The sequence below is a fragment of the Allotamlana fucoidanivorans genome (genome assembly GCF_045788535.1).
GTDB lineage: Bacteria > Bacteroidota > Bacteroidia > Flavobacteriales > Flavobacteriaceae > Allotamlana > Allotamlana fucoidanivorans.
Window position 1 is genome coordinate 3,541,339 of record NZ_CP074074.1, and the last position, 12,175, is coordinate 3,553,513.

Annotated in this window: 13 protein-coding genes and 1 tRNA gene; 9 read left to right on the forward strand and 5 right to left on the reverse strand. The window is 34.5% G+C overall.

The features are described 5' to 3' along the window. From KFZ70_RS14990 to KFZ70_RS15000, 3 genes are all read left to right on the forward strand, one after another. Window positions 1-468, forward strand: coding sequence for an SRPBCC family protein (locus tag KFZ70_RS14990; RefSeq protein ID WP_139698469.1), 468 nt, complete (start codon window positions 1-3; stop codon window positions 466-468). Next, window positions 468-1,775: a deoxyribodipyrimidine photo-lyase gene (locus KFZ70_RS14995; protein ID WP_139698470.1), complete on the forward strand. Its 1,308-nt coding sequence runs from the start codon at window positions 468-470 to the stop codon at window positions 1,773-1,775. Before KFZ70_RS14990 ends, KFZ70_RS14995 begins: the two co-directional genes overlap by 1 nt. A gap of 119 nt (window positions 1,776-1,894) precedes the next feature. After that, complete coding sequence (locus KFZ70_RS15000; protein ID WP_139698471.1) at window positions 1,895-3,562, forward strand: formate--tetrahydrofolate ligase; 1,668 nt, start codon at window positions 1,895-1,897, stop codon at window positions 3,560-3,562. Window positions 3,563-3,569: 7 nt separating this feature from the next. Here the strand turns inward: KFZ70_RS15000 and murA are convergent, their stop codons facing one another. The 3 genes from murA to KFZ70_RS15015 all read right to left on the reverse strand — a co-directional run bounded on the left by murA (window position 3,570) and on the right by KFZ70_RS15015 (window position 5,893). Further along, on the reverse strand, window positions 3,570-4,880 hold the full coding sequence (gene murA / locus KFZ70_RS15005) for a UDP-N-acetylglucosamine 1-carboxyvinyltransferase (RefSeq protein WP_139698472.1): 1,311 nt from the start codon (window positions 4,878-4,880) through the stop codon (window positions 3,570-3,572). A gap of 6 nt (window positions 4,881-4,886) precedes the next feature. Further along, complete coding sequence (locus KFZ70_RS15010; RefSeq protein ID WP_139698473.1) at window positions 4,887-5,531, reverse strand: DUF4290 domain-containing protein; 645 nt, start codon at window positions 5,529-5,531, stop codon at window positions 4,887-4,889. 68 nt (window positions 5,532-5,599) lie between these two features. Next, a complete protein-coding gene (locus KFZ70_RS15015; protein ID WP_139698474.1) occupies window positions 5,600-5,893 on the reverse strand; it encodes a DUF493 family protein in 294 nt (97 codons plus the stop codon). 177 nt (window positions 5,894-6,070) lie between these two features. Between KFZ70_RS15015 and KFZ70_RS15020 the strand changes: the two genes are divergently transcribed. The 5 genes from KFZ70_RS15020 (at window position 6,071) to KFZ70_RS15040 (ending at window position 10,663) form a co-directional block, all read left to right on the forward strand. Beyond that, window positions 6,071-6,610 (forward strand): AAA family ATPase, encoded by a 540-nt coding sequence (locus KFZ70_RS15020; RefSeq protein WP_139698475.1) that lies wholly within the window; start codon window positions 6,071-6,073, stop codon window positions 6,608-6,610. A 2-nt stretch (window positions 6,611-6,612) separates the two neighbouring features. Further along, entirely contained in the window at window positions 6,613-8,520 is a 1,908-nt protein-coding gene (locus tag KFZ70_RS15025; protein ID WP_139698476.1) for an ATP-dependent DNA helicase RecQ, read from the forward strand. Between the two features lie 51 nt (window positions 8,521-8,571). Further along, entirely contained in the window at window positions 8,572-9,519 is a 948-nt protein-coding gene (fmt, locus tag KFZ70_RS15030) for a methionyl-tRNA formyltransferase (protein WP_139698477.1), read from the forward strand. 189 nt (window positions 9,520-9,708) lie between these two features. Continuing rightward, a complete protein-coding gene (locus KFZ70_RS15035; protein ID WP_139698478.1) occupies window positions 9,709-9,981 on the forward strand; it encodes an HU family DNA-binding protein in 273 nt (90 codons plus the stop codon). 121 nt (window positions 9,982-10,102) lie between these two features. Further along, window positions 10,103-10,663, forward strand: a complete 561-nt coding sequence (locus KFZ70_RS15040) for a YqgE/AlgH family protein (RefSeq protein ID WP_139698479.1) — start codon at window positions 10,103-10,105, stop codon at window positions 10,661-10,663. On the opposite strand, the gene KFZ70_RS15045 is transcribed toward KFZ70_RS15040, so the two are convergent. Together KFZ70_RS15045 and KFZ70_RS15050 are read right to left on the reverse strand one after the other, a co-directional pair. Then, window positions 10,660-11,502 (reverse strand): aminotransferase class IV, encoded by an 843-nt coding sequence (locus tag KFZ70_RS15045; protein WP_139698480.1) that lies wholly within the window; start codon window positions 11,500-11,502, stop codon window positions 10,660-10,662. The genes KFZ70_RS15040 and KFZ70_RS15045 overlap by 4 nt on opposite strands. Before the next feature lie 66 nt (window positions 11,503-11,568). After that, window positions 11,569-11,961 (reverse strand): START-like domain-containing protein, encoded by a 393-nt coding sequence (locus KFZ70_RS15050; protein WP_139698481.1) that lies wholly within the window; start codon window positions 11,959-11,961, stop codon window positions 11,569-11,571. Between the two features lie 129 nt (window positions 11,962-12,090). On the opposite strand from KFZ70_RS15050, the gene KFZ70_RS15055 reads away from it, so the two are divergent. Beyond that, window positions 12,091-12,164, forward strand: a tRNA-Met gene (locus KFZ70_RS15055). The last annotated feature ends 11 nt before the right edge of the window (window positions 12,165-12,175 follow it).

A 12,175-nucleotide genomic window follows, 5' to 3' on the forward strand; every position in this document is an offset into this window, starting at 1 on the left:
ATGAAAATTTACAGATTACACAAAACGCAAAAATTGCCCATTTCTGTTGATGACGCTTGGACATTTCTTTCAAATCCGGCAAACCTAAAAATCATAACCCCAGATTATATGGGATTCAATATCTTATCTGGTGCAGACAGACCCATGTTTGCAGGGCAAATCATTCAATACATAGTTACCCCCGTATTGGGTATTAAAACCACATGGGTAACCGAGATTACCCATTGTATTAACAGAGAATATTTTGTAGATGAACAGCGTTTTGGCCCTTACGCTTTATGGCATCACAAGCATTTTATAAAGAAAATTGATGGCGGTGTTGAAATGGAAGATATTATTGATTACAAAATGCCAATGGGAATGCTTGGTCAATGTGTGCATCCCTTCTTAGTGAAACCCAAGCTTGAAAATATTTTTAACTACAGAATGGCAAAATTAGAAGCCCTCTTTGGAACCTACAAAAGATAATGAAAGACACTATAGCAATTTTTTGGTTCAGGAGAGACCTGAGGCTTGATGATAATCACGGCTTTTATAAAGCACTTATAGGAGATTACAAAGTGCTTCCTATATTTATTTTTGATTCTGAAATTTTAAATGAATTACCAAAAGATGACGCTAGGGTTTCCTTTATATATGACACTCTAAATGCATTAAACAAAACACTTAAAACAAAATGGAATAGCCAGATTCACCTATTTTATGGTACTCCCATAGATGTTTACAAGCAAATTGTAAAAGACTACAACGTGGCCTCGGTATTTACCAATCATGATTACGAACCCTATGCTAAGCAACGCGATGAAGAAATTAAAATATTTTTGAAATCGAAACGCATCACATTTCTAAGCTTTAAAGATCAGGTAGTCTTTGAAAAAAATGAAGTTTCTAAAGCGGATGGAACCCCCTATTTAGTATACACCCCATACTTGAAGGCATGGAAAAACAAATTTAAGGACGTAAATTTAAAACCCTTCCCTTCAAAAAATCACCTTAATAACCTTATTTCTAATATTGAAACTGCACCAATTGAGTTAAAAGATATTGGATTTAAACCATCCTCGCAAACTATTGCTCCTTATGAATTGAATCCGTCTTTAATTCAAAACTATGAAGCGCTTAGAAACTTTCCAGCGAAACATGCCACATCAAGAATTGGTCCGCACTTACGTTTTGGTACAATCAGCATCAGGAAAACCATGAAACAAGCCATATCTGAGACGAATGAAATATTCTGGCAAGAGCTAATTTGGCGTGAATTTTTCATGCAGATACTTTGGCATTTTCCTAATACAACGCACGACAGTTTTAAGCCTAAATATGATAGAATTGTATGGCGTAATAATAACGATGAGTTTAAGTTATGGTGTGAAGGAAAAACAGGATATCCGCTGGTTGACGCTGGGATGCGAGAATTAAATGAAACGGGCTTTGTGCACAACCGAGTGCGCATGCTTGTGGGCAGTTTTTTATGTAAACACCTGCTTATTGATTGGCGTTGGGGAGAGGCTTATTTTGCTAAAAAACTTCATGATTATGAGATGGCAAGTAACATAGGCAACTGGCAATGGGTAGCAGGTTGCGGTGTTGATGCAGCCCCTTATTTTAGAATTTTCAATCCTACAACGCAAATCAAAAAATTTGACAAAGATTTAAAATACATTAAGCGATGGATTCCTGAGTTTGATGAGCTAACCTACCCTAACCCCATAGTAGACCATAAATTTGCTAGAGAACGTTGTTTAAATACTTATAAAGTTGCTCTAAATAATTAATTCTATATACATAAATGAGTTATAAAATAATATTTGCGGCCATGACTAACGTATGATATATATCACCTGTAATCGATTATAAATTTCATATTTTTAGGATAGAGATAAAAACAACTTATATGACCGATTTACAAATAGCAAAAACCATAACACTTCAACCCATAACAAACATATCCCAAAAATTTGGCATTGACCCCGATGATATAGAAATGTATGGCAAATACAAAGCGAAACTGCCCTTAACCGCTATTGACAGGGAAAAAGCCAATAAAAGCAATCTTATTTTAGTTTCAGCCATTTCACCCACACCCGCTGGTGAAGGTAAAACCACTATGTCTATTGGCTTATCGGAAGCCCTAAATCAGCTCAATAAAAAAACAACCGTGGTATTAAGAGAGCCATCTTTAGGTCCTGTTTTTGGCATAAAAGGTGGCGCCACGGGTGGAGGATATTCACAGGTGTTACCTATGGAAGATATTAACCTTCATTTTACTGGTGATTTTGCTGCCATTGAAAAAGCGCACAATTTATTATCAGCCCTTATAGATAATAATATTCAAAGTAAAACCAACTCGTTACGAATTGACCCACGAACCATAGGTTGGAAACGTGTAGTAGACTTAAATGATCGTGCTTTAAGGCATGTTATTGTGGGGTTAGGAGGCACAAGTTCTGGAGTTCCAAGAGAAACAGGGTTTGACATTACAGCGGCTTCTGAAATCATGGCCATACTCTGCTTAGCTGAAAGCTTGACAGATTTAAAAAACCGATTGGGCCATATTTTTATTGGTTATACTTATGATAAAGTTCCCGTTTTTGCGAGAGATTTAAAGGCAGAAGGTGCTATGGCTGTATTACTCAAAGATGCTATAAAACCCAACTTAGTGCAAACCATTGAAGGGAATCCTGCTATAATACACGGTGGTCCCTTTGCTAATATTGCCCAAGGCACCAATACGGTATTAGGTACTTTAATGGGTATGTCGCACTCAGAATATACGGTTACAGAAGCTGGATTTGGATTTGATTTAGGCGCAGAAAAGTTTTTTGACATCAAATGCCAAAGTGCAGGCCTAAACCCAAAAGCTGTAGTTTTAACTACAACCATAAGAGCTCTAAAATATCATGGTGGTTCAGATTTAAAATCGCTTACAACTCCTGATTTAAAGGCTTTAAAAAAGGGATTACCTAATCTTGAAAAACATCTGGAAAACATCACAAAGTTTAACGTACTACCTGTTATTGCGATTAACCGCTTTACATCTGACAGTGACGACGAAATTGAACTTATTAAAGCTTTTGCTCAACTTAAAGACATAAAAGTAGCCTTAGCTAATGTATGGGCAGAAGGTGGAAAGGGCGCAATTGAACTTGCAAAACATGTTATTGATATCGTAGAATCAAAAGCGTCTAATTTTAAACCACTCTATAATTGGAAAGCAGATGTAAAGGCTAAAATTGAAACGATTGCTACTGAAATTTATGGAGCTGAACATGTTGATTACAGCTCAAAAGCTAAGACTCAATTGAACCAAATATCGGCCTTAGGGTTAAATGATTTACCGGTGTGCATTGCTAAAACGCAAAAGTCTCTATCAGATAACCCGAAATTATTAGGGCGCCCAAAAGATTTTATAATCACCGTAAGAGAGATTGAAATAGCAGCTGGTGCAGGATTTCTAATTCCCATTACTGGCGACATTATGCGTATGCCCGGACTCCCAGTTCATCCTTCATCTGAAGGTATTGATATTAATGATGCCGGTGAAATTACGGGGTTATTCTAATAGAATTTTAATCGATTCGTTCAATATGTGCGCCTATAGCGCGTAAACGTTCGTCAATATTTTCATACCCGCGATCAATCTGTTCTATATTCTGAATAGTTGATGTCCCTTTCGCCGATAAGGCAGCAATTAATAATGATACCCCAGCACGAATATCTGGAGATGTCATGGTTGTAGCTTTTAAAGTTGATTTAAAATCATGGCCTATAACCGTAGCTCTGTGCGGATCACAAAGAATAATCTTCGCGCCCATATCAATCAGTTTATCCACAAAAAACAATCTACTCTCAAACATTTTTTGATGCACTAAAACACTGCCTCGGGCTTGTGTAGCTACTACTAGTATAATACTTAACAAATCGGGCGTAAATCCAGGCCAAGGCGCATCTGCAATGGTTAAAATAGAACCATCAATAAAACTTTGAATCTCATACCCGTCATTATGCGCAGGAATATGAATATCATCTCCTCTCCTTTCAACGGTTATTCCTAATTTTCTAAATGTTTCAGGAATCAACCCTAAATCATTCCAAGATACATTGGTGATGGTCAGTTCGCTTTTTGTCATCGCTGCCAAACCTATCCAACTTCCTATTTCAATCATATCAGGAAGCATTGTATGCTCGGTACCACCTAAACGGTCTACCCCTTCAATAACCAACATATTAGACCCTACTCCACTAATTTTTGCCCCCATTCTATTGAGCATTTTACATAACTGTTGCAGGTATGGTTCACAGGCTGCATTATAAATAGTGGTTTTACCTTCAGCAAGAACAGCGGCCATTAATATATTTGCTGTTCCCGTTACAGAAGCCTCTTCAAGCAACATGTACGTTCCTTTCAGCCGTTCAGCTTCTACACCGTAAAACTGTTCTTCTTTACTGTAGCCAAATTTAGCGCCAAGTTTTATTAAACCTTCAAAATGGGTATCTAATCGGCGGCGACCAATTTTATCTCCCCCTGGTTTTGGGATGTAGCCTCTACCAAAACGTGCTAAAAGCGGTCCTACAATCATGATAGACCCACGTAAACCGCGACCATCAATCTTAAATTGATCAGATTCTAAATATGCTAAATTAACCTGATCTGCCTGAAACGTGTAAACACCTTTGCTTAATTTTTCAACCTTAACCCCTAACTTTTTAAGTAAGGCAATGAGTTTATTTACATCAACAATATCAGGAATGTTGTTAATGGTTATTTTTTCTGAAGTTAATAAAACTGCGCATAAAATCTGTAAGGCTTCGTTTTTGGCACCCTGCGGCTGAATGCTTCCTTTTAGTTGATGCCCGCCTTCAATTTTAAATGTTCCCATGAAATACTAGAAGCGTTTTCTTTGTCGGTTATTTGAATTCTTTTTCTGGTGTCCCTTTTTATTACTAGAAAATTTATTTTTTGAACGCATCAAGCTTGTAGCGTCTGATAATTCTTCTGTAGAATTTTTTAAATTTATCTTGCCTTCTGAAAGTTCATACAAGTGATCATAAATTACAGCATCTTCAACCGTATCTTTGTTCCAATTTAAGAAACACTTTTTCATATGATTGGCAATAGTAAAAGATAGCGCCTCTTTCATATCACCTTCTTCCCAAGTATTGGCCACATCTATCATCGTTTTAATATTATTTCCGTAGAAACGATATTTTGGAAAATTCTGCGGATACTTCAAGGGCTCTGGGCGCGCATAAATTAAGTCCTTTGTTGGTTTTTCATAAGGTGAATCAACATCTAATTCAAAATTTGACATGATAAACAACTGATCCCAAAGCTTGTGCTGAAAATCAGGCACATCTCTTAAATGTGGCTGCATATTTCCCATCACAGAAATTATGGCCTTGGCTAATTTATTGCGTTCTTCTTTACTTTCTATAGTTTTGGCATGATTAATCATTTTCTGCATATGTCTTCCATATTCTGGAATGATTAAATGTTCACGCTCTGTGTTGTATTCTAAATTATCAATCAAAATAAATGTGTAGAGTTAAAAAATGTAATGCATGAAGTATTTCTGCATGCGCAAAATACAAAAAAAAACTAAAGACTTATGACGCCGTCAATTTTTTCTGCAACTTCTTTGTATTTGGCAATTACCGCATCAGGATTTTTCATAGTTACATTAATGGAAACACTTGTATATTTTCCATTTTTAGAGGCTTTGGTATCAATAACAGCTCCCAAATTATTAAAAAGGTTTTCAATTTTATTGATTTTTTCAGGATCTGAAACTACAATAAATTTATAAAGATATTCTGAAGGCCAAAGGGCAGTATCCTGTAATTGCTTTTTTAATTTTTTATAAAATTCTTCTGAATTCGGTGTATCGTTCATAATTCATTTTTGTATTGCAAATATACAGTTTCATCTGTTTATTTAGTGTCTTTTTAACAGTATCGCTAAACATAATTAACATGAAAGCCGAACTAGAATAGGTAAAAGAAATTATTGACAAAACCTTCATTTTTTTTATCGCTTGTAAATTCCGATTTTTACAGCAAATTTTAAAATTTGACCACAAATAAAATTGTAATAACGGGTGGCCCTGGAACAGGCAAATCATCTCTTATCAATGAACTGATAAAAAGGAATCATATTTGCTTGGAAGAAATTTCAAGAGCGGTTACCTTAAAAGCTCAAAAAGAAGGCATTGAACAGTTGTTTTTAACAAACCCGTTGTTGTTTAGTGACTTACTTTTAAAAGGACGTCTAGAACAATATAAACTTGCTGAAAAACATGCCGATAAAACGGTTTTTTTTGACCGTGGAGTGCATGATGTTTTAGCGTATATGGACTATATTGGAGATACCTATCCGCAACGATTTAAGGAGGCTTGCTCGCATTCAAAATACGATGCTGTTTTCATTTTAAAACCATGGAAAGACATCTATACCAGTGATAATGAACGTTATGAAAATTTTGAACAAGCACAGCATATTCACAAACATCTGGTAAACACTTATGAAGCTTATAACTATACGTTAATTGATGTCCCTTTTGATACTGTTGAAAACAGAACAGATTTTATATTGAATACCTTGGGTTTATAAACATGACACACCCCATTAACATATTAGAACGTTATTGGAATTTTACAAGCTTCAGGCCAAAACAAGAAGCTATTATTAACGCCGTAATCAATGGCGAAGACACCTTTGTTTTACTGCCTACTGGTGGTGGAAAATCGTTGTGTTTTCAAATACCAGCCCTTGCCAAAACAGGCATTTGCATTGTTATTTCCCCACTCATTGCTTTAATGCAAGATCAGGTTGAAAGACTAAAGGAAAAGGGTATAAAAGCTATGGCAATTACAAGTGGTATTAGCAATAGCCAACTTGATACATTGCTTGACAACTGTATATATGGTAATTATAAATTCTTATACTTATCACCAGAACGCTTGCAACAAGAACTGGTTCAGGATCGTATTAGGCAAATGAACGTTAACTTAATAGCTGTAGATGAAGCGCATTGTATTTCGCAATGGGGTAATGACTTCAGACCCGCCTATAAAAACATTGCTATACTGCGTAGGCTACAACCTAGTACTAATGTAGTAGCCCTTACCGCCTCGGCCACACCTCTAGTAGTTGAAGATATTATAACTGAACTTGATTTTATTCAACCCCAAATATTCAAAACTTCGTTTTCAAGACCCAACCTTGCATATATGGTGTTTCATGAAGATGATAAATATTATAAGCTAGAAGCCATTTTAAAGAAGAATACAGCGTCATCAATTATATATGTTAGAAACAGGAAGCTTACTAAAGAGATTACATTGTTTTTAGAATCAAAAGGCATATCAGCCACCTACTATCACGGCGGTTTATCATCTGAAGAAAAACAAAAGCACATGACCTCCTGGCTACACAATCAAAACCAAGTTATGGTGGCCACCAATGCTTTTGGCATGGGCATTGACAAACCCGATGTAAAAACGGTGATTCATTTAAATCTGCCAGAAAGCATAGAAAGTTACTTTCAGGAAGCAGGTAGAGCTGGCAGGAATAATGAAAAAGCTTTTGCTATTATCCTAAAAAACAAAAATGATGAAGCTTTAGTTAAAAATCAGTTTTTAAGCGTATTACCAGATGTTAACCTCATAAAACAGGTGTATAGAAAGTTGTGTAATTATTTTCAAATATCTTATGGAGAAGGCGCTTATACAACATTTGACTTTGATTTCAGTTCATTTTGTAAAACCTATAATTTCCCTTCAATACTATGCTACAATGCACTTTTGGTGTTAGACAGAAATAGCATTATTAATTTATCAAAACAGTTTAAAAATAAAGTTACGGTTCAATTTATTACATCAAACCATAATCTTTTTAATTATTTAGACAGGCATCAAAATTCAAATATTATTGTAAAATCTATATTAAGAATGTATGGCGGTGTTTTTGACCATTTAACAAAAATTGAATTAAAAAAAGTCGCATCAAAAGCCTCGGTTACTGAAGACACCCTTGTAAACACATTAAAACAATTAGAACACGATAACGTTATCACACTGCATTTAACCAAAACTGATGCACAAGTTACCTTTGTTGAACCCCGAGAAGATGATAACACCATTAATAGAATTGCTGCTGTTATCAATCAACAGAATCAATTAAAAGCAAAACAAGTTCAGGCCGTGTTGCGCTATGTTTCAAATGAAGATACCTGTAAAAGCATTCAACTACTCGTCTACTTTGGCGAAACAGATATAAAACCCTGTGGGATCTGTTCTGTGTGTATATCTCAAAAACCATCGGAAATAAACCCAGTTAATCAAGATATCATAAAAAAAGATATTATTGATTATTTAGCCTTTGGCGAACAATCATCAAGAGCTCTTGTAGCACATTTGAATGCTCCTGAAAACCAGGTAAAACAGGTTTTAAAACTATTATTGGAACATCAAATCATTGTATTAACACCAAAAAACACATACAAACTAAGCCATATGTAACATGACTAGTTTTATCACAAAAAACATTAAATAGAAAAGCATACCTAAAAAATGAGAGATTTAAGAATTGTATTTATGGGAACTCCAGATTTTGCTGTGACTACCCTAAAAGGATTGGTTGAAAACAATTATACTATTGTGGGTGTTATTACAGCTCCAGACAAACCCGCTGGTCGTGGCCGAAAGCTCAATGAAAGTGCTGTAAAAAAATATGCGCAATCACAAAACTTAAATGTATTGCAACCCACCAATCTAAAAGATGACACCTTTTTAAAAGCACTTAAGAACCTAAATGCCAATCTTCAAGTTGTTGTAGCCTTTAGGATGCTGCCCAAAGTAGTATGGCAAATGCCTGAATATGGCACTTTTAATTTACACGCTTCTTTATTACCGCAATACCGAGGTGCTGCTCCTATCAATTGGGCTATTATAAACGGGGAAACAGAAACAGGCGTATCTACTTTCTTTATAGATGAGAAGATTGACACAGGTGATATGATTCTGCAAGAACGCATCTCAATTGATCCTGATGAAAATGCAGGAAGTTTACATGATAAATTAATGTATTTAGGAAGTCATCTTGTTTTAGAAACGGTAGCATTAGTTGCAAATGATACGGTAAGAACAAAGCCACAAACAGACAATCAAGAGATAAAAACGGCGTACAAACTAAATAAAGAAAACTGCAAAATTAACTGGGATGCACCTATTGATCAGATTTATAATCACATTAGGGGGTTGAGTCCGTATCCTGCTGCATGGACGCGTTTAATTAATGGAGATGACCAACTAGATATTAAAATTTACAATGCCCAAAAAGAGTATGAAACACATCATTTTGCGAATGGCACCTTATTTTCAACTAAAAAAGAATTAAAGGTATCTGTAACAAATGGTTATATTCATTTAAAGGAAATTAAGCTTCCAGGAAAACGTGCCATGGATATTCCATCACTTTTAAATGGATTTACTTTAGAACCCCAAGCCAAAGTCTTGTAAACCCTTATTATTATTGATATTACAAAATATTCGATAAAACGCACCACCTTTATTAACAAATGCTCAAAGTTATCAACAAATATAAGCATTTCCCCCGCTGTTACTTGCATGGTTTCATAATCCGTATAAATTTGTAGAGGATTTAACAAAAAAGTTTAACCATTTTTATTAATAATTAAAATTTATATTATGAACAAAACAGATTTAATCGACGCAATGGCAGAACACGCAGGAATCACTAAAGCGGCTGCAAAGAAAGCTTTAGAGTGTGCGCTAATTGAAATTGAAGGAGCTTTACAAAAAGGTAACAGAGTTTCTTTAGTTGGATTTGGATCTTGGTCAGTATCTAAAAGAGCTGCCAGAGAAGGAAGAAATCCTCAAACAGGAGAAACAATCAAAATCAAAGCTAAAAACATTGTTAAGTTTAAAGCTGGAGCTGATTTATCAAATGCAGTAAACTAATCATTTACTTCTTTATAATTTAAAAAAGTCTTCACCATGTGAAGGCTTTTTTTTATATCCATCACTAAAATGTTGCATTTTAGCGAAATAAACATTAGATTTAATTAAAAATTCCTCACTTATGGTTAAGATTAAACCCAAAAAAGGAGATTTATTGATTGCAGAACCTGCAATTATTGGAGATGTTTCATTTAACCGTTCTATTGTTTTATTAGCTGATCATTCCACTGAAGGTTCTATTGGCTTTATTCTCAACAAGCCTTTAGAATATACTATTAATGATTTGATTCCTGAGTTAGAAGCAGATTTTAAAGTATACAATGGCGGTCCTGTAGAACAAGATAACCTATACTTTATTCACAAAATTCCAGATTTAATTCCGAATAGTATAGAAATTTCACTAGGTATTTATTGGGGTGGCGATTTTGATAAGGTTGCAGAACTCATAAAAGATCATACCATTAGCGAACACGATATCAAGTTTTTTCTGGGTTATTCTGGGTGGGAATCTAGTCAGTTAGACAACGAATTAAAATCTAACTCTTGGGTTGTCTCTGAAAATATTTATAAAAACAGTATTATAGAAAAAGATTATGAATCGTTTTGGAAAGAAAAGATGATTGAATTTGGTGGCGAATATAGTATTTGGTCTAATGCGCCAGAAGACCCAAGTTACAACTAGGTTAATCTTATTTTTACATTCAGCTTTTGTAATAGCATCTTAGCAACCTCTGTATTAAACACTTTCTTTCTATATTTTGTGATAGGTTGTATTCCTGAAATAACATTCGTTAAAAAGAATTCATCCGATTTTTGTATTTCAAATGGAGAAATAGAACTTTCTTCCAACTCATAATCATCCATGGTTTTGATTATGTTTATCAATTGCGTTCTCATAACTCCTTTTAAACAACCATCACTTAATGGTGGTGTTTTTATAACATTTCCTTTTATTAAAAATACATTTCCGTTTAAAGCTTCAATAACTTTTTTATCTGTATTTAAAATCAAACAGTTGTTAAGCTTATTTTCCTTTGCATAAACACTCCCTACTACATGCAACACTTTATTGTTTGTTTTTAAAGTAGAGAGTAAACTTGGAGAGACGTAATAATCTTTAAACAAATCGACTTCATAAACATCATCATGTATATGATAGAAATCATCTTTAAGAGGTTTTACAGTTATTATAAAACTTACAGCGTTAGAATTTGGTGTATATAACCCGCCTTCATTCCTATGAACTATAAGTTTTACTCTGGCAGATTTAGTGTTCAATTGATTTTTCTCAAGCGTTTTTAGGATTTGATCTTCTAAAAATTCCATAGTAAACTGCATTGGAATTTCCATACGAAGTATACGCATAGAGGCCATTAATCTGAAATAGTGATCCTCCCAAAAAAGTACTTTGCCTAAACTACATTTTATCGTTTCAAAAACTGCATCGCCATAATTATACCCTCGGTTGTTTACAGATAAAACATTGGTGTTTTCTACAAGGTTTCCATTAAAATTTATCATAAAAAATCCCGCTTGCTACTTTTGGTGCAAGCGGGACAAATATAATTTAAATAATAGGATTCTTAATTAAGCTGAACCTAATACTTTTTTAAGACTTGATATTTGATTAACCCAAAGCATTTTGGCTTCATCTATTTCATCTTCATCAGCAAAATCAGTAACCATTAAAGATACATCTTTTGTGATTTCATCTACTTGAATTCTGATTTCAAAATAACATGACAGTCCATCTTCTTCATCCTCAAGCCATCTAAATTTTACACGTTCACCACTTTTTTTGTTTAAAAGTTTCGCCTGTTCTTCACTCCCATCCCAAATAAATGTAAATAATTCGCCACGCGAGTTAACATTGTCTGAAAACCATTCAGAAAGACCAGAAGGTGTTGAAATATATTGATATAGTAATTGTGGTGATGCATGTATTGGAAATTCAATATCAAATCTAGTTTTATCGTCCATAAACAATTTCAAAATTTATTTTGCCCAATATATACATTAATTGCTAAGTTTAACAACAATTTTTAATAATATTTTCTTCAACTAATGTTTGGTTAAACTATAATTGTTTTTATATTTGCAGCCTCAAATGGCGAGGTAGCTCAGTTGGTTAGAGCGTCGGATTCATAACCCGGAGGTCTCGAGTTCAAATCTCGATCTCGCTACGAAACGCAAA

What these genes read in the sequence shown, in the direction of transcription:
- KFZ70_RS14990 (WP_139698469.1), top strand. Translation starts at nt 1, where the DNA reads ATGAAAATTTACAGATTACACAAAACGCAAAAATTGCCCATTTCTGTT.
- KFZ70_RS14995 (WP_139698470.1), top strand. Translation starts at nt 468, where the DNA reads ATGAAAGACACTATAGCAATTTTTTGGTTCAGGAGAGACCTGAGGCTT.
- KFZ70_RS15000 (WP_139698471.1), top strand. Translation starts at nt 1,895, where the DNA reads ATGACCGATTTACAAATAGCAAAAACCATAACACTTCAACCCATAACA.
- murA (WP_139698472.1), bottom strand. Translation starts at nt 4,880, where the DNA reads ATGGGAACATTTAAAATTGAAGGCGGGCATCAACTAAAAGGAAGCATT.
- KFZ70_RS15015 (WP_139698474.1), bottom strand. Translation starts at nt 5,893, where the DNA reads ATGAACGATACACCGAATTCAGAAGAATTTTATAAAAAATTAAAAAAG.
- KFZ70_RS15025 (WP_139698476.1), top strand. Translation starts at nt 6,613, where the DNA reads ATGACACACCCCATTAACATATTAGAACGTTATTGGAATTTTACAAGC.
- fmt (WP_139698477.1), top strand. Translation starts at nt 8,572, where the DNA reads ATGAGAGATTTAAGAATTGTATTTATGGGAACTCCAGATTTTGCTGTG.
- KFZ70_RS15035 (WP_139698478.1), top strand. Translation starts at nt 9,709, where the DNA reads ATGAACAAAACAGATTTAATCGACGCAATGGCAGAACACGCAGGAATC.
- KFZ70_RS15040 (WP_139698479.1), top strand. Translation starts at nt 10,103, where the DNA reads ATGGTTAAGATTAAACCCAAAAAAGGAGATTTATTGATTGCAGAACCT.
- KFZ70_RS15045 (WP_139698480.1), bottom strand. Translation starts at nt 11,502, where the DNA reads ATGATAAATTTTAATGGAAACCTTGTAGAAAACACCAATGTTTTATCT.
- KFZ70_RS15050 (WP_139698481.1), bottom strand. Translation starts at nt 11,961, where the DNA reads ATGGACGATAAAACTAGATTTGATATTGAATTTCCAATACATGCATCA.